The 16,981-nt window shown below is 60.1% G+C and carries 18 protein-coding genes and 1 pseudogene; 8 read left to right on the top strand and 11 right to left on the bottom strand.

Translation table 11 applies throughout. The features are described 5' to 3' along the window. Nucleotides 1–27 precede the first annotated feature (27 nt). Nucleotides 28–265: pseudogene (locus H045_RS25705) on the bottom strand (site-specific integrase); the annotation flags it as partial. Between the two features lie 101 nt (nt 266–366). Here H045_RS25705 and dusA point away from each other — a divergent pair. Next, complete coding sequence (dusA, locus tag H045_RS04395; protein WP_041931435.1) at nt 367–1,386, top strand: tRNA dihydrouridine(20/20a) synthase DusA; 1,020 nt, start codon at nt 367–369, stop codon at nt 1,384–1,386. A gap of 248 nt (nt 1,387–1,634) precedes the next feature. Next, a complete protein-coding gene (gene tal, locus H045_RS04390) occupies nt 1,635–2,561 on the top strand; it encodes a transaldolase (RefSeq protein ID WP_003235196.1) in 927 nt (308 codons plus the stop codon). A 108-nt stretch (nt 2,562–2,669) separates the two neighbouring features. Here tal and rssC read toward each other — a convergent pair whose 3' ends face one another. Beyond that, nucleotides 2,670–3,152 (bottom strand): anti-sigma factor antagonist RssC, encoded by a 483-nt coding sequence (gene rssC, locus H045_RS04385; protein ID WP_003235194.1) that lies wholly within the window; start codon nt 3,150–3,152, stop codon nt 2,670–2,672. Next, complete coding sequence (gene rssB / locus H045_RS04380) at nt 3,152–4,333, bottom strand: two-component system response regulator RssB (RefSeq protein ID WP_003235192.1); 1,182 nt, start codon at nt 4,331–4,333, stop codon at nt 3,152–3,154. Before rssB ends, rssC begins: the two co-directional genes overlap by 1 nt. A gap of 277 nt (nt 4,334–4,610) precedes the next feature. On the opposite strand from rssB, the gene H045_RS04375 reads away from it, so the two are divergent. Further along, nucleotides 4,611–4,907 (top strand): PilZ domain-containing protein, encoded by a 297-nt coding sequence (locus H045_RS04375; protein WP_015371533.1) that lies wholly within the window; start codon nt 4,611–4,613, stop codon nt 4,905–4,907. A 60-nt stretch (nt 4,908–4,967) separates the two neighbouring features. On the opposite strand, the gene H045_RS04370 is transcribed toward H045_RS04375, so the two are convergent. Then, entirely contained in the window at nt 4,968–5,657 is a 690-nt protein-coding gene (locus H045_RS04370) for an MlaA family lipoprotein (RefSeq protein WP_003235188.1), read from the bottom strand. A gap of 195 nt (nt 5,658–5,852) precedes the next feature. Here H045_RS04370 and pcrP point away from each other — a divergent pair, with 195 nt between their 5' ends. Both pcrP and H045_RS04360 read left to right on the top strand, forming a co-directional pair. Beyond that, entirely contained in the window at nt 5,853–6,461 is a 609-nt protein-coding gene (pcrP, locus tag H045_RS04365; protein WP_003235187.1) for an HAD superfamily inactivated hydrolase PcrP, read from the top strand. Between the two features lie 110 nt (nt 6,462–6,571). Continuing rightward, nucleotides 6,572–6,838, top strand: coding sequence for a DUF4404 family protein (locus H045_RS04360; protein ID WP_015371532.1), 267 nt, complete (start codon nt 6,572–6,574; stop codon nt 6,836–6,838). Nucleotides 6,839–6,890: 52 nt separating this feature from the next. On the opposite strand, the gene queF is transcribed toward H045_RS04360, so the two are convergent. The 5 genes from queF to H045_RS04335 form a co-directional block, all read right to left on the bottom strand. Beyond that, nucleotides 6,891–7,721, bottom strand: coding sequence for an NADPH-dependent 7-cyano-7-deazaguanine reductase QueF (gene queF / locus H045_RS04355; RefSeq protein ID WP_015371531.1), 831 nt, complete (start codon nt 7,719–7,721; stop codon nt 6,891–6,893). A 66-nt stretch (nt 7,722–7,787) separates the two neighbouring features. Next, nucleotides 7,788–8,300: a copper-resistant cuproprotein CopI gene (gene copI / locus H045_RS04350; RefSeq protein WP_003235182.1), complete on the bottom strand. Its 513-nt coding sequence runs from the start codon at nt 8,298–8,300 to the stop codon at nt 7,788–7,790. Nucleotides 8,301–8,324: 24 nt separating this feature from the next. After that, nucleotides 8,325–9,569: a lipoprotein-releasing ABC transporter permease subunit gene (locus tag H045_RS04345; RefSeq protein ID WP_003235181.1), complete on the bottom strand. Its 1,245-nt coding sequence runs from the start codon at nt 9,567–9,569 to the stop codon at nt 8,325–8,327. A gap of 62 nt (nt 9,570–9,631) precedes the next feature. After that, nucleotides 9,632–10,315, bottom strand: a complete 684-nt coding sequence (lolD, locus tag H045_RS04340; RefSeq protein ID WP_167325114.1) for a lipoprotein-releasing ABC transporter ATP-binding protein LolD — start codon at nt 10,313–10,315, stop codon at nt 9,632–9,634. Between the two features lie 7 nt (nt 10,316–10,322). After that, nucleotides 10,323–11,573 (bottom strand): lipoprotein-releasing ABC transporter permease subunit, encoded by a 1,251-nt coding sequence (locus H045_RS04335; RefSeq protein ID WP_003235176.1) that lies wholly within the window; start codon nt 11,571–11,573, stop codon nt 10,323–10,325. Between the two features lie 94 nt (nt 11,574–11,667). On the opposite strand from H045_RS04335, the gene H045_RS04330 reads away from it, so the two are divergent. Next, nucleotides 11,668–12,246 (top strand): PilZ domain-containing protein, encoded by a 579-nt coding sequence (locus tag H045_RS04330; RefSeq protein ID WP_015371530.1) that lies wholly within the window; start codon nt 11,668–11,670, stop codon nt 12,244–12,246. Between the two features lie 44 nt (nt 12,247–12,290). Next, on the top strand, nt 12,291–13,013 hold the full coding sequence (locus tag H045_RS04325; protein ID WP_015371529.1) for a glycerophosphodiester phosphodiesterase: 723 nt from the start codon (nt 12,291–12,293) through the stop codon (nt 13,011–13,013). A 42-nt stretch (nt 13,014–13,055) separates the two neighbouring features. Here the strand turns inward: H045_RS04325 and sthA are convergent, their stop codons facing one another. Further along, on the bottom strand, nt 13,056–14,450 hold the full coding sequence (gene sthA, locus H045_RS04320) for a Si-specific NAD(P)(+) transhydrogenase (protein WP_003235170.1): 1,395 nt from the start codon (nt 14,448–14,450) through the stop codon (nt 13,056–13,058). A 214-nt stretch (nt 14,451–14,664) separates the two neighbouring features. On the opposite strand from sthA, the gene H045_RS04315 reads away from it, so the two are divergent. Next, complete coding sequence (locus tag H045_RS04315; RefSeq protein ID WP_015371528.1) at nt 14,665–15,198, top strand: chalcone isomerase family protein; 534 nt, start codon at nt 14,665–14,667, stop codon at nt 15,196–15,198. Nucleotides 15,199–15,358: 160 nt separating this feature from the next. Here H045_RS04315 and H045_RS04310 read toward each other — a convergent pair whose 3' ends face one another. Continuing rightward, entirely contained in the window at nt 15,359–16,822 is a 1,464-nt protein-coding gene (locus H045_RS04310; RefSeq protein WP_041931434.1) for a glyceraldehyde-3-phosphate dehydrogenase, read from the bottom strand. Nucleotides 16,823–16,981 lie beyond the last annotated feature (159 nt).

Below are 16,981 nucleotides of genomic sequence, written 5' to 3'. Positions count from 1 at the left end.
ATTGAGTTTTGGCTTTGATCAGACGCGGCGGATCCTTTCGCACTCATCCAGGTACCGCTCAATCACCTTCTTGATCGTCCAACCGTCAAATTCGACCGTTCATAAGCCAGTTCCGTCCCCCGACGCTGATCCAGGCTTGGGCGACCTGCTTACGGTCGAAGGTTTGGCTTTCCTGATAAACTGTCTTGCCATCCCGATTGATCCGTATCTGCGCCGTGTAGGCTGTCGAGTTGTCCTCGCGCTTATGTGCTGTGATCGTGCCCATTTTCAGTTGCTACGTTGCCGAATTCGATCGCTACAACGTAGCAACCGATTTCAGAAAAAAGGGGAAACGGGTAAAAACCGCTGTATTAAAGATCAGTATCAATGAATTCCGAAAAAGTCTCAGCACCAGTAAAATCAAGCCTTTCACGGTCCGAGCCCTCCCGCCGCTTCTCCGTCGCCCCCATGATGGATTGGACCGATCGCCACTGCCGCTACTTCCTGCGGCTGCTCTCCAAACACGCCCTGCTCTACACCGAGATGGTCACCACCGGGGCGATTCTCCATGGTGATCACGAGCGCTTCCTGCGCCACAGCGAAGCCGAGCACCCTCTGGCGCTCCAGCTGGGTGGCAGCGTTCCCGCCGACCTGGCCGCGTGTGCTCGCATGGCCGAGGCTGCCGGTTACGATGAGGTGAACCTGAACGTCGGTTGCCCCAGTGATCGGGTGCAAAACAACATGATCGGGGCGATTCTGATGGCGCATCCCGCGCTGGTGGCCGATTGTGTGAAAGCGATGCGTGATGCGGTGTCGATTCCGGTGACCGTCAAGCACCGTATCGGCATCAATGGCCGGGACAGTTACGCTCAGCTGTGTGATTTCGTCGGGCAGGTAAAGGATGCGGGCTGCACGAGCTTTACCGTGCATGCGCGGATCGCGATTCTGGAGGGGTTGTCGCCCAAGGAGAATCGTGACATTCCGCCGTTGCGCTATGACGTGGCGGCACAGTTGAAGCAGGACTTTCCCGAGCTGGAGATTATTCTCAACGGCGGGATCAAGACACTGGAACAGTGCGAGAAACATTTGCAGACGTTTGATGGGGTGATGCTCGGCCGCGAGGCGTATCACAATCCCTATGTGCTGGCCGAGGTGGATCAGCGCTTGTTTGGAAGTGAGGCGCCGGTGATCAGTCGGGCACAGGTGTTGGTGCTGTTGCGGCCTTATATTGCCGAGCATCTGGCGAGTGGTGGGACGATGCATCACATTACTCGGCATGTGCTGGGATTGGGTACCGGCTTTCCGGGGGCTCGCAAGTTTCGGCAATTGTTGTCGGTGGATATCCATAAAGCCGCGGATCCGTTGGCGTTGCTGGATCAGGCAGGGGAGCTGCTGGAAGGTCGTTGATCGTTAATGTGCAGTGGCTGGGTTGGCGCTATCGGGAGCAAGCCTCCTCTCACATTTTGATCGGGGGTGGCATCTGATAATCGGGTTGAACCTGACATGGATTACGGCCTCCAAACCTCTAGCAGGACCCGCCATTCAAACGGCTGTTTTCAGGTTGTTGCCCTCGCAAACGATCGAACGCATTTGCGCCCTTGAGCGCCTGCAGGCGCTCGGGTAATGTCATCAGACCCATAGGACAGAGCACGCTCATGACTTCCAAGCTGGAACAACTCAAGCAATTCACCACCGTGGTAGCCGATACCGGCGATTTCTCCACCCTCGCCAAGCTCAAGCCGCAGGACGCCACCACCAACCCTTCCCTGCTGCTCAAGGCCGCGTCGATCCCGGGCTACGCCAAGCTGCTGGACGAATGTGTGCAGGACTGCAACGGCGATGTCGGCCTGGCCAGTGACCGTTTTGCGGTAGCGGTGGGTCAAGAGATTCTCAAAGTGGTGCCGGGCCGTATTTCCACCGAGGTGGACGCCCGTCTGTCATTTGACACTGATGCCGTGCTCAAGCGCGCGCACCGTATCATCGATCTGTACGACAAAGCCGGCGTTGGCCGCGACCGAGTGCTGATCAAGATTGCCTCTACCTGGGAAGGCATTCGCGCCGCCGAGCAGTTGGAAAAAGAAGGCATCCAGACCAACCTGACGCTGCTGTTCTCGTTTGCTCAGGCCGTGGCCTGCGCCGAGGCCGGGGTGTTCCTGATTTCGCCGTTCGTGGGTCGTATCTACGATTGGTACAAGAAGGCCAATGGCAACGACTACACCGGCTCCGATGACCCGGGCGTGCAGTCGGTCACGCGCATCTACAACTATTACAAGGCCAATGGCTACAAGACCGTAGTGATGGGCGCAAGCTTCCGTAATCTGAGCCAGATCGAAGAGCTGGCAGGGTGTGATCGCCTAACCATCAGCCCGGACCTGCTGGAGAAGTTGGCGGCCGATGAAGGCAAGCTTGAGCGTAAGCTGTCGCCAGGGCACGCCGGGGAAGCGCGGGTGCACATGACTGAAGCGCAGTTCCGTTGGGAGTCCAACGAAGATGCGATGGCGACTGAGAAGCTGGCGGAGGGGATTCGTCAGTTTGCTCGCGACCAGGAGAAGCTGGAAGCGTTGTTGACGGCCAAGCTGTAAAAACGGGCGTCAGCAAAAAGGGCGGCACCTGTGAGGGTGCCGCCCTTTTTTGTGATCGCTGATTCCAAGCCGAACTGCCACCGTTGGATTGGGTTTCAGCGCTGGGGCTTAGTGGCGTTCCAGCGCGTTGACCAGGTCGTGGAAGGCTTCGCGGTTGGACTCGTTGAGCCCCATCAGGATCTTGTGCGCTTCCAGCACTTTGACCCGCACGATCTCTTCGGACTGGTCCTGGGACGGCAGATCGGTGAGGCATTCCGGGCAAGGGATTGGGCGGTCGACGATGTTGAACACCTGGTCGAAGCCCATGGACTGCAGCAGCCGGGTGATATCGTCGTGGGTAGTGACGACAGTGGGCAACAGGCCAACCTTCTGCCGCGACAGAATGGACAGCTTGGCCAACAGCCCTAGCGTAGTGCTGTCGATGCTGCGGGTTTCGGTCAGATCGATCACGATCGCCGAGAAGTTCAGCGCAGTGAAGATCCGCTCAATCGTCGCATCCAGCGCTGAACACAAGGTCAGGCGCACTTCACCGACAAATTTGAGGACGAAGGTTCCGTCCTGCTCGGCGAATTGGATTCTTCCGGTACTCATCAAAGATTCCTGCTCAACACCAGTAGGGCGATATCATCCGGCATCTCCCCCAGCGTGGCCAATCCAAAAACCTGCCGCAGGCCATCCAGGCTGCCGCCCGCTGACTTGACCTTCTGGGGCAAGGCAGCTTCTTTCTCTTTGAGTGTAGGCTCTGGAAGAAGATCCAGGATGCCGTCGGACATCAGCGTGAGGCTGAATGTCGGCGGCAGTTCCAGGATGTGGTCTTCGTAGGTGGCTTCATTGAACAAGCCCACCGGCAGACCACGGCCTTCCAGGTAACGCACACTGTCTGGAGTATATAGAACAGGCATCGGCAGGTGACCGCCAATACTGTAGGTCAAAAGACCGGTTTCTTCATCGATCACGCCGCCCACCATCGTCACGTGCTTGCCCAGCTTGCAGCTGATCAGGCCTCGATTGATGTGACCCAGCACCTGCGACGGGGTGAACTCCGGCAGCGTGCCATTGCGCTTGGACTCGAACAACAGCCGTGTAGTCATGAACTTCAACAACACGGTGACAAACGCAGAGGAAGCCCCGTGGCCGGAAACGTCGGCCAGGTAGAACGCCACACGCCGCTCATCTACACGAAAATAGTCGACGAAATCCCCCGACAGGTACAGCGAGGGGATGATCTGGTGGGCGAACTGAAAGTCGTCGATGGTCCAGGGGCTCACCGGCAGCATGTTCATCTGCACCTGGCGACCGGCGTTCTGATCTTCCTGGAGCAGGTTCAGGCTGGCTTCGAGTTCGCGGTTGGCGGTTTCGAGCTTTTCGCGGTAGCGCAGGTTTTCCTGCAGCAGGCGCGCACGGTCGAGGGCGCGGCGCACCGAGTGCTCCAGCACGGCCAGATCTTCCAGGGGCTTGATCAGGTAATCAGCGGCGCCCAGCCGCAAGGCCTCGACGGCGTCGTTCATCACACCGGCGCCGGATACTACGATCACTGGCGTCTGCGGCGCGCGCTCGGACACCTGGCGAATCAGCTCGAGGCCGCCCATCTGGGGCATGCGCAGGTCGCAGATCACGAGGTCGGGCTGGTCGCGCTCGAACACCTGGAGACCCTGTTGGCCATTGCTGGCCTGCAGGACGCTGAAGCCACTGTCTTCCAAATAGGCCGCGAGGCTCGCGCGCACTACTTCGTCGTCATCGATTATCAGCAGCGTGGCACTGGTTTTTTGCATGTGGGCAAACGGCGCCAGAATTAGGTTGGCGTAGGCAGCGCGACAATGGCCGGGCTCACACTACTGGATTCGCTTTCTAGCCTCTCTGTCCTACAAAGCACGGGCGTTTTGCCCACGCACAACTGTAAAGCAGAGGTGCCCTTCTAAGGCGCAGACGGTACTCCCATCCGTCAGGGGTTTCAAGCTCACGCCGATGGTCGCCGAGCCTCTTTACACCGCAAATCACCGGGAGTTATAAGAACAGCTACCACCACAACACAAAGTAAGGATGGAAGCTGTGAGCGAACACAAGCGCGACTACGCTGAAAAACGCGATTTCATCCGCATGCGAGTGGATGCCGATGTGTCGTTGATCCACGCCGGGCAGGAAATTGCCGGGGTTTGCGTGGACCTCTCCAGTTCCGGCATGCAGGTGCAGGCACCTCCCCAGTTCAATGTCGGTGACCAACTGACCGTACGCATCGACTCGGAGCACGCCGCCCTCAAGGGCCTGGAGGCCGATACCGAAGTGGTATGGGCCAAGACGGAAGGCGAGGAACAGCAACTGGGGCTCAAGATCCTGAAGATGCGCTAAACCGTTGCGCACAAAAAAGGCGACCATCTGGTCGCCTTTTTCGTTTCAAAACGTCTCGACTTAGAAGTCGTCGACCACCTTGCCGTCCTTGACCTTGAACTCGCGGTTCTGCAGGTAAGCGTTACGAATAAAGGTGTATTTGTCGCCGGTGATCAGCTTTTCGCTGTCGAGCAGGCTGGCGCGGGTATCGACCAGGTTCAAGCCAAAGACGCTGTTGCGCCAGTCGATGTCATTCATGTAGCGGTACGGCGAGGTGTAGCTGTCGACGTATTTGGACGGCGCATCACGCAAGGTGCTCGGGCCGAGCAGTGGCAGCATCACGTAAGGACCGCTGCCCACGCCCCAGTAACCGAGGGTCTGGCCGAAGTCTTCATCGCTGCGCTGCAGGCCCATTTTGGTGCCGACGTCGACGAAGCCCAGCACGCCGAAGGTGGTGTTGACCAGCAACCGGGCGGTGTCCACGCCGGCGTTGTGCGGCTTGAGCTGCAGCACGTTGTTGGCGAGGTTGCCAACATCGCCGATGTTGCGGAAGAAGTTGTGCACGCCGTCCTGCACGAATTGTGGAGTGATGAACTGATAGCCTTGGGCGATTGGCCTGAGGGCGTAGGTATCAACGGTGTCGTTGAAGGTGAAGATGGGGCGGTTGACGCTTTCCCATGGATCATCTTCCGATGCAGCCTGTGCAGCAAACGGTACGAATAGTACGGTGGCACATACCGACAGCTGAGCGAAGTACTGGCTCCAGCGCATAGCTTTTGCTCCTTGAATGATCTGTCATGGGCGCTATGCCCTGAATTTGGCCGTCAGTATATGACGGAAGTGCCGATTTAGGCAGCTACATGGAAACGTCTTACAAAAAATGCGTAAATTTCTCACAATCAGCCTTGGTGTCATTTACTTGTCATGCCGACTCGATAGCGTCAGAGCTATTTCAGGGATGTTCTGATGCCACATGCCGAGATTGCCGTCGCCGCCGCCCCGTCATTGACTGCCGTGCTATTTGGTCTGAGTGGGTGCCTGGTGGACTTCGGTTCCCAGGCGCGCAGCGACGCGCCGGCTTCCGATTCCCAAGCCACCCCCGGCGCACTGAACAGTCTGCGCAGCCTGAAGGAACAAGGCGTGCCCTGCGCCTGGCTGGATGAACTGCCACCCGCAGTGACCGCTCCCCTGGCGGCCACGCTGCCCGCCTGGCTGAAGGCCACATCGCCCTCCTCCATTCGCTGGCCCGCGCCCCATGCGTGCTGGCAAGCCTTGATGGAGCTGAACATCGAACGCCTGGAAGGCTGCGTGCTGGTCAGCGGCGAGCCGCGCCTGCTGCAATCGGGCCTCAACGCTGGCCTGTGGACCATCGGGCTGGCCTCCTGTGGCTCACTGTGCGGCCTGGCGCCCGCGCAGTGGCAGGCACTCACCGAGCAGCAACGTGAACAAAAGCGCGGCAAGGCCACCATGGCCCTGTATGGGCTGGGTGTGCACTCGGTAATCGACCACCTCGGTGAACTCGGCACCTGCCTGGCAGACATCAGCCTGCGCCGGCTCAAAGGCGAGAAGCCCTGATGGAGAGCATGCACGGCGGGCCGCAGTGGATTAATCTACCGATCAGCCCGTAGACCTTTCGCGGCGCGCCGCGGTCTATGCCAGTGCCTATCGATAAAAGGAAGAACACCATGCCTGCCCGCGAAAAACTGCAAGAACAGGTCAACATTCTGCGCGAGCAACTGGAACAGGATCCGCCACTGCCGGCCGAAAAGCGTGAAGCGCTGGAAGCCCTGCTTGCCAAGTTTGAAACGCAACTTGAACTGGAGCCGGCCACCCAGACGCCGAGCATTTCCGACGACGTGAATCAGGCGGCCATCGAGTTCGACGCCGATCACCCGGTTATTTCCGGGACCCTGCGCAACATCATGATCACCCTGGGCAACATCGGCATCTGATTCAGACACAACACCCTCTGTGAGAGGGGCTTGCCCCCTCCCACATTTGACTCTACTGACGCGCCAGGCGCACGTTCTGGAACGCCACCTCCTCAGTGCTGCGATACGGGTTGATATCCAGCCCGCCACGGCGCACGTAGCGCGCGTACACCGTCAACCTCTCAGGCTTGAGCAAGCGCTGCAGGTCCAGGAAAATCCGCTCCACGCACTGCTCATGAAAGTCCGAATGCTGGCGAAAGCTCACCAGGTATTCCAGCAGACTGGCGTGATCGAGCGCTGCACCGCGATAGTCCACCACCACGCTGCCCCAGTCCGGCTGGCTTGTAACCGGGCAATTGGATTTGAGCAGGTGGCTGTGCACGCTCTCCTCCACCACGCGCGAATCGTCGCAGCGCAGCAGTTCCGGGCGCGGATGCTCGTAGCTGCTGACGCTGATATCCAGCGCGTCGATGCACACGCCCGGCAACGCCATTACACCTTCGGCCTCGACCTCGGCCAGGCTGCGGATCCGCACGCTCACCGGTTTGCCGGCGGCAAAGCTCAGGTCGTTGTGCAGCGTGGCTTGCAGGTCCTGAGTGTCGGCGAATGCGGTCTGGTTCAACGAGTTGAGGTACAGCTTGAAGGATTTGGATTCGATGATGTTCGGCGAGTCGGCCGGGATGCTGAATTCGCCGATGGCCACCACCGGCTTGCCCGACGGCAACAACCAGGACAGTTCGAAACAGTTCCAGAAGTCCACGCCCTTGTACGGCAGCGTCTCGGCGCTCAGGCCCAGCTCGGCCCACTTGGCGGCGCGCGGAATCGGAAACAGCAATGAAGGGGTGTAGGTGCTGATGTATTCACTGGACTTGCCCAGCGGTGAGTGTTCGGCGGCGGGATGCATGACGGAAACCTGGCTAAATAAACCGCGCCAGTCTACCAGCCTTTGCGCCCGCCCTTAATCATCGCCTCACTCAACGGTCAGCTTGCCGACCATGCCCGCCTGATAGTGACCCGGCAGGTTGCAGGCGAACTCAAGGCCGGTGGCCTTGGCGAAGGTCCAGGTCAGCTCGGCGGTTTTACCCGGCTCCACCAGCACGCTGTTGGGGTCATCGTGTTTCATCGCGCCATGGCCCATGGCAGCATGATCCATCTTGGCCATACCCGTGGACGTGAGCATGCCGCTGGCCAGCATCTGCAACATTTCCTTCTGATGCTCGGCATGCATCGCCGCGTCGCCCAGGTTGAATTCGTGGAGCAAGTGGCCTTTGTTGACCAGCACAAAGCGCACGGTCTCACCGGCCTTCACATCCAGGGACTTGGGCGCGAAGGCGATGTCCTGCAGGGTCACTTCGACACTGCGCGTGGCCTTATCTGCCGCAGCCGGATGACCAAAGGCGTAGCCGTGCGCCGCGTCGGCCAGCGCTTCGACACTCAACGCCATCAGGCAGCCCGCCAATAACAAGGATGTACGCAAGCTCATTTCAACGCTCCCATCATGATCGAATCAGGAATACCTCAAGGCATGCGCCGGCTCGATTTTCGCCGCCCGGTACGCCGGGTACAGCGTCGCCAAAAAGCTCAACACAAACCCCGCCGTGCAAATCAGCAGCACGTCCCCACCTTGCAGCTCCGAGGGCAGGTTGCTGACGAAATACACATCAGAACTGAAGATATGCTGCCCGCTCACTCGCTCCAGCCAGCCCACCAGCGCGCTCACATTGAGCGCGGCAATCACCCCCAACACGCCGCCGATCAGGGTGCCGACAATTCCGATCACCGTGCCCTGCACCATGAAGATCGCCATGATCTGCCGTGGCGTGGCGCCGATGGTGCGCAAAATCGCAATATCCGCGCCCTTGTCGTTCACTACCATGATCAGGGTGGCAATGATATTGAACGCCGCCACGGCGACGATCATCAGCAACAACAGGCCGATCATGGTCTTTTCCATCTTCATCGCGCTGAACAGGCTGCCCTGGGTGTGGGTCCAGTCATCCGGCTTGTAGCCCGAGCCGAGGCTGGCGACGATATCGGCCGAGACGTTGGGCGCTGCGTAAAGATCCTTCACTGCCAGGCGCACGCTCTGCACCTGATTGGGTTGCCAATGCTGGATCTCGGCGGCGTCGGCCATATGGATCAACGCCATGGAGCCATCCAGCTCGGCGCCGACCTTGAAGATACCCACCACGTTCAAGCGTTGCATGCGCGGGGTGATGCCGCCGGGGGCGGTGCTGATTTCCGGCACGATCAGGGTCAGTTTGTCGCCCACGTTCAAGCGAAAGCGCCGCGCGGTGATGTCGCCGATCACCACGCCGAACTCGCCGGCCTTCAAGTCGTCCAGCTTGCCGCGCACGATGTGCTGGGCCACGATCGACACCTTGCCTTCCTGTGCCGGGTCGACGCCGCTGATCTCGATCGGCTGCATGGCGCCCTTGTAGGAAAACATGCCGTCCATCTGGGTGAAAGGTACGGCAGCGGTCACTTCAGGGTTCTTCATCGCCGCCGCCGCCACCGGCCGCCAATCGTCCATCGGCTTCACGCCGACGATGGTAGCGTGGGGCACCATGCCGAGGATGCGTGAACTCATTTCACGCTGGAAACCATTCATCACCGAGAGCACCACGATCATTGCCAGCACACCCAGGGCGAGGCCGATCATCGAGGTCATCGAGATAAACGAGACAAAACGGTTGCGGCGCTTGGCGCGGGTATAGCGCGTGCCGATGAAAATCGATAACGGTCTGAACATTAGCGGGCACCGTCTGAAAAAATGAAAAAGCCCGGTACGTGAAGCACCGGGCCTGAAACAGGTCAGATGGCGACCAGATGACCTTCCTGCAGGTGCAGCACGCGGTCCATCTGACGGGCCATGCTCATGTCATGGGTCACCACCAGGAATGCGGTGCGCATCTGGGTGCTCAGTTCCAGCATCAGGTCCTTGATGCCCTGGGCGGTGTGGGAGTCGAGGTTGCCGGTAGGCTCGTCGAGCATCACCAGGCCCGGGTTGTTGACCAGCGCGCGGGCAATCGCCACACGCTGGCGCTCACCGCCGGACAGCTCGGCAGGCTTGTGCTCCAGGCGATGGCCGAGGCCGACGCGCTCAAGCAACGCCTTGGCGCGCTGGCGTGCTTCGGGAATCGCGGTCTTGCCGATCAGCAGCGGCATGCACACGTTCTCCAGCGCGGTGAATTCCGGCAGCAGGTGGTGGAACTGGTACACAAAGCCCAGCGAGCGGTTGCGCAACTGGCCACGGGCCTTTTCGCCGAGGGCCGACAGTTCTTCACCCGCCAGCCAAACGCTGCCTTTGGACGGCGTATCGAGGCCGCCCAGCAGGTTGAGCAAGGTACTTTTGCCGGAGCCGGAACTGCCGACGATCGCCACGCGCTCGCCCGGGTGCAGTTCAAGCTGCAGGTTGGACAGCACCACCACCGACTCCGGGCCTTCCTCGTAGGATTTGCCCAGGTTGCGGCAGCTCAGGATTGCTTTTTCACTCATGCCCGATTCACTCATAACGTAAGGCCTGTGCTGGCTGGGTACGTGCCGCGCGCCAGGCTGGATACAGGGTGGCAAGGAAACTCAGGACCAACGCGGCGCCGCCCACCATCAACACGTCCTGGGCCTGAATCTGCGACGGCAGGTAGTCGATAAAGTAGACGTCGGCGTTGAGGAACTTGTGACCGAGCACTTTTTCCAGCGCGGCAATCGCGGCGCTGACATTGAGTGCGGCCAGGATCCCGACCGCCGTGCCGATCAGGGTGCCAACGACGCCGATCACGGTGCCCTGCACCATGAAGATCGCCATGATCTGCCCCGGCGTGGCGCCGAGCGTACGCAGGATCGCGATATCACCCTTCTTGTCGTTCACCACCATCACCAGGGTGGAGATGATATTGAACGCGGCCACGGCGACGATCAGCAGCAACAGCAGGCCGATCATGGCTTTTTCCATGCGGATGGCCTGGTACAGGTTGCCGTGGGTGCGAGTCCAGTCGCGGGCGTAGTACTCGGACTCACCCAGGTGCTGGGCGATTTCCCAGGCGCCGCGCGGTGCGTCGAACAGGTCGTTGAACTTGAGGCGCAGGCCTTGTACCTGATCCGGCTGCCAGCGATGCAGGCGTGCAAGATCGGTGAGGTTGGTGAGGCCCAGGTAACCGTCAATCTCGCCGGCGCCGACGTGGAAGGTGCCGATCACGGTAAAGCGCTTCATGCGCGGAAACATGCCGGCCGGGGTCACGGTCACTTCCGGCGCGACGAAGGTCAGCTTGTCACCGACACCCACACCGAGCTTGGCCGCAGCCTTGTCGCCGATCACGATGCCGAAACTGCCGGGGGCCAGGTCGTCAAGTTTGCCCTGCAACATGAACTTGTCGATGATCGACACGTTGCGTTCCTGGGCAGGGTCGACGCCATTGAGCAGGATTTTCTGTACCTTGCCGTCATGGGTCAGCAAACCCTGCATCTGCGTAAAGGGCGCTACGGCCAGCACCTTGGGGTTCTGCTTGACCTTGGCGGCCAGGCTTTGCCAGTCGCTGATCGGCGCGTCGCCCTCGATGGTGGCGTGGGGCACCATGCCCAGCACGCGGGTGCGCATCTCATGATCGAAGCCGTTCATGACCGACAACACCACGATCATCACGACCACGCCCAGGGCGAGACCGATCATCGAGGTCAGGGAAATGAACGACACAAAATGATTGCGACGCTTTGCACGGGTATAACGCGTGCCGATAAATACGAAGAGAGGTCTGAACATGTCGGGGCTTGTTCGGAGGAAAAGAAGACGTCCCGGTGGCGGGGGCTGGTCAGCAGCTTTACACTCAGACCATTGCCGCTAACTGGGGTTCGCCATGTCGACATTAGATGAAGAAGAGCGCCGCGAATACTACCGTATCGACGACATGATCGCACTTCAAATCAAAACCTTGTCGGCCCCCGAAGCGGCGGGCAAGGAAGTGTTGCTGGATGATTCACCGCTGTTCAATCTGCTCAGCGAACTGCACCTCAGCGAATTCGAAGCCCAGCACCTGCTGCGCCAGCTGAGCGAGAAGGATCGCACCCTCGCCGCCTTCCTGCGAGTGCAGAACAAACGCCTGGACCTGCTCAGCCAGATCATGGCGCGCGGCCTGCTCGATGAAGTCGGCGCGCCGCAGCCGGTGATCATCTCCGAAGGCGGCATCGACTTCCATCACCCTGCCCCCCTGACAACCGATTCGCACCTGGCGGTCAAGCTGGTGCTGATGCCCCAGGCGCTCGGCCTGCTGCTGCGTGCGCGGGTCACCCACTGCACGCCACAGGGCGACGGCTTTGAGGTGGTCACGGAATTCGAATCCATGACCGATGCCCAACGCCAACTGCTGGCGCGCTACATCCTGCAGAAACAGGCCCAGGAACGCCGCCTGGCGCGAGAACAAAGCGACGACTTCTGAATGCGTATTCACACCGTCAGCAACGCTGGCGCAAAGGAGCAACTGTGACCCTGATTTACGGCCATCGCGGTGCCAAAGGCGAAGCACCGGAAAACACCCTGACCAGCTTTCAGGAATGCCTCAAGCACGGCGTACGTCGCTGTGAACTGGACCTGCACCTGTCCATGGACGGCGAGCTGATGGTCATCCACGACCCGACGCTCAAGCGCACCACCGACCGGCGCGGCAAGGTGGTCGAGTATTCAGCGGCGGATCTCATGAAAATGGACGCGCGCAAAGGCGGACCCGGCTGGGTGAAGCCATGCCCGATCCCGCGCCTGGAGCAATTGTTCGAACAGTGCGACTTCGATCACTGGCAACTGGAAGTCAAAAGCGCCTCGCGCACCCGCGCCGCGACCACGGTACTGGCAATCCGCGAGATGGCGGTACGTTTCGGCTTGATGGACAAGGTCACTGTCACCTCAAGCTCGCGGGAGGTGTTGAAAGCAGCAGTGGACCTCACCCCGGACCTGTCACGCGGGCTGGTGGCCGAGTACGCCTGGCTCGACCCGTTGAAGGTCGCGCACAACTACGGCTGTGAGTACCTGGCCTTGAACTGGACGCTGTGCACCCCCGAGCGGCTGGAAAAAGCCCAGCGCCAGGGTTTGCACGTGTCGGTGTGGACGGTCAACGAACCTGCGCTGATGCGCAGGCTCGCCGACTTCGGCGTAGATAGCCTGATTACAGACTTTCCCGGTTTGGCCACTGCCACCCTCGGGAATTACTGAAATCGGTCTCCCCGGCCGGCTCAGGCCACCGGCCGGAGCCGCTCAAAAAAGCCGATTGAGGCCGTCGTAGGCCGCTACGCGATAGGCTTCAGCCATGGTCGGGTAGTTGAACGTGGTGTTCACGAAATACTTGAGGGTATTTTGCTCACCCGGCTGACTCATGATGGCCTGGCCGATGTGCACGATCTCCGAGGCCTGGTAGCCGAAGCAATGCACGCCGAGCACCTCCAGCGTCTCGCGATGAAACAAAATCTTCAGCATGCCCTGAGGCTCACCGGCAATCTGCGCCCGCGCCATGCTCTTGAAGAACGCCTTGCCCACTTCGTAAGGCACCTTGGCCTTGGTCAGCTCGTGCTCATTCTTGCCGATCGAGCTGATCTCGGGAATCGTGTAGATCCCGGTCGGCACGTCGTTCACATAGCGCCAGCTGCCGTTGTCGATAATGCTGCCGGCGGCCGAACGACCCTGGTCGTGCGCCGCACTGGCCAGGCTCGGCCAACCGATCACGTCACCGGCGCCGTAGATGTTGGGCACGCAGGTGCGGTAGTTCTCGTCCACTTCGATCTGACCACGGCTGTTGACCTTGACCCCGATGTTTTCCATGCCCAGCTTGTCGGTGTTGCCGGTACGGCCGTTGCACCACAGCAAGGCGTCGGCCTTGATCTTCTTGCCGGACTTGAGGTGCAGGATCACCCCATTGTCCAGGCCTTCGACCCGCTCGTACTCTTCGTTGTGACGCACGGTGATGTTGTTGTTGCTGAAGTGGTAGCTCAACGCCTGGGAGATTTCCGAGTCGAGGAAGCTGAGCAACTGGTCACGGTTGTCCACCAACTCGACCAGCACACCCAGGCCGCTGAAGATCGAGGCGTATTCACAGCCGATCACGCCGGCGCCATAGATGATCAGCTTGCGCGGGGTATGGCCCAGGCTCAGGATGGTGTCGCTATCGTAGATACGCGGGTGGTGGAAATCGATGTCCGCCGGGCGATACGGGCGCGAACCGGTGGCGATGATGATGTGCTTGGCCACCAGTTTTTCGACCACGCCATTGGCGCAGACCACTTCGACGGTCTGCTCGTCGGCGAAGCTGCCGGTGCCGAAGAACAGGTCGACGCGGTTACGCGCATAGAAGCCGGTACGCGAGGCCACTTGTTTGGCAATGACTTTTTCGGCGCTTTTCAACACGTCCGGAAAAGAGAACCAGCGCGGTTCGCCAATCGCCCGAAACATCGGGTTGGTGTTGAACTGCATGATCTGGCGGACCGAGTGACGCAAGGCCTTGGACGGGATGGTGCCCAGGTGGGTGCAGTTGCCGCCGACCTGGCGACGGCTGTCGACCATCGCCACCTTGCGCCCCGCTTTCGCGGCGTTCATTGCCGCGCCTTCTCCAGCCGGGCCGGAACCCAGTACCACCACGTCGTAGTTGTAGACAGCCATGCGTACTCCTCAGAACAGGCCAGGCGTACGATTGGACGCCTGGCTAAATCATGCCGCGGCCAGCGGTCATGAAGGACAATTTGGCTCAAGTGTGTGAACCGGGGCACAGTCTATAGAAGGCTCACCGCCGCGCACATTAACCCTTGGTCGCGTCGTAGGCCAGTCTTGCCATACTACAGCACCCACATCAGCGCTGAATTCAGGAAAGGCCATTATGCGACAACTCTTTATCTGCTTGATGCTCATGCTGTCGATCACCGCGCACGCCAACGACGCCGACCGGCTCAGGCAAGCGGCTTTCCCGCCGCAGGTCGAGGGGCTGGCACTGAAAAACCAGACGGTGCTCAATTATCTCTGGGCGGATGTGTATGCGGCGGCGCTGTATGCCTCACCGGACTCAAGCGCCAGACAAGCCTGGGACCAGCAGAAAGCGCTGCGCCTGGAGCTGTATTACTTTCGCGACATTGACCGAAATGATGTGATCAAGGCAGCCACGGCTACGCTGGAGCGCCAGCAGGCCAGCACCCGGTTAAAACCGGAGCTTGATAAGTTGCACGCCAGTTTTCGGAATATTCGCAGCGGTGATCGCTATGCACTGGATGTTCGACCGGGACGGGGATTGAACCTGGAGATCAATGGCAAGGTGGTGTTCAGCAGTCGCGATGAGGAGTTGGCGAAGGCCTACCTGGGCATCTGGCTGGGGCCCAAGGGGTTGTCCGACAGTCTGCGTAGCAAGCTGCTGCTTTGAAGGCCTCATCGCAGGCAAGCCAGCTCCCACACTTGAATGCATTCACCCATCAATAGGTGGGAAGGGGCTTGCTCCCGATGAGGCCCTCACAGGCAACACAAAACCCACAGCCATAAAAAAGCCCCGAACCAGTCGGGGCTTTTTCATCTACTGCTAATGCTTAACGCGGAAATGCCGGCGGGTTAACCCCAGCCATGTCTTCCATCACGCGCACCACCTGGCAGCTGTAGCCAAACTCGTTGTCGTACCACACGTACAGCACAACACGGTTGTCCTGACTGATGGTCGCCTCGGCATCCACCACACCGGCGTGGCGCGAGCCGACGAAGTCGGTGGACACCACTTCCTGGGAGTTGACGTAGTCGATCTGCTTGTGAAGATCGGAGTGCAGCGCCATGTAGCGCAGGTACTCGTTCATTTCTTCACGGCTGGCGGCAGTCTCAAGGTTGAGGTTGAGAATGGCCATCGACACGTTCGGCGTCGGCACGCGGATCGCGTTGCCGGTCAGCTTGCCGGCCAGCTCAGGCAGTGCCTTGGCTGCAGCGGTGGCGGCGCCGGTTTCGGTGATGACCATGTTCAGCGCAGCGCTGCGGCCACGGCGGTCGCCCTTGTGGAAGTTGTCGATCAGGTTCTGGTCGTTGGTGTACGAGTGAACGGTCTCGACGTGACCATTGACGATGCCGAACTTGTCGTTCACCGCCTTGAGTACCGGCACGATGGCGTTGGTGGTGCAGGACGCAGCGGAGACAATCTTGTCGTCAGCAGTGATCTCACCATGGTTGATGCCGTGCACGATGTTCTTCAGCTTGCCCTTGCCGGGCGCCGTCAACACAACGCGGTCGACACCCGGGCAGGCCAGATGCTGGCCCAGGCCTTCGGCATCACGCCATACGCCGGTGTTGTCCACCAGCAGGGCGTCCTTGATGCCGTACTGGGTGTAATCCACCTCGGACGGGTTCTTCGCGTAGATCACCTGGATCAGGTTACCGTTGGCGGTGATGGTGCTGTTTTCTTCGTCGATGACGATGGTGCCGTTGAACGGACCGTGTACCGAATCACGACGCAGCAGGCTGGCGCGCTTGGTCAGGTCGTTGTCGGCACCTTTGCGCACCACGATGGCCCGCAGGCGCAGGCCGTCGCCGCCGCCGGTTTTTTCGATGAGGATGCGCGCCAGCAGGCGGCCGATCCGACCGAAACCGTACAACACCACATCGGTGCCCTTGCGGGCGGCAGCGCTTTGCTGGCCGACCACGTCGGCCATTTCTTCACGCACGAACTGCTCGGCGCTGCGGCCGGCGCCTTCCTTGCGGAATTTGTAGGCCAGTTTGCCCAGGTCAACCGAGGCGGCGCCGAGCTTGAGCTCGCTCATGGCCTTGAGCAGCGGGAATGTTTCGTGGACGGAGAGTTCGCTGTCGTCGGCGGAACGGTGACGCGCAAAGCGGTGGGCTTTGAGAATCGCGATGACAGACTGGTTGATCAGGCTGCGGCCATAGATCGAGCTCACCACATTGTTATTGCGGTACAGCTGACCGATAAGCGGGATCATCGCTTCTGCGAGTGCTTCACGGTCGATCCATTCACCAAGACACTGGTCGGGCTTCTGAGTCACGGGAACCTTCCACATGTAGGGGCTGAAAAAAGGGGCTACATTATGTCGTCCGAGTGCGCGATGAGCAATGCGCCAGGGCGAACAAAAACCCCTTGCAAAAAACCATCGCCCCGCTACAGCCCTTGAAATACGCGGGTTTCAGAAGGCCACCAGTCGCGCATCAGCGCTGACTTG

The sequence above is a fragment of the Pseudomonas poae RE*1-1-14 genome, assembly GCF_000336465.1.
Classification (GTDB): domain Bacteria; phylum Pseudomonadota; class Gammaproteobacteria; order Pseudomonadales; family Pseudomonadaceae; genus Aquipseudomonas; species Aquipseudomonas poae.
Note: the sequence above shows the minus strand (reverse complement) of the source record. Positions and strands in the feature narration are given on the sequence as shown.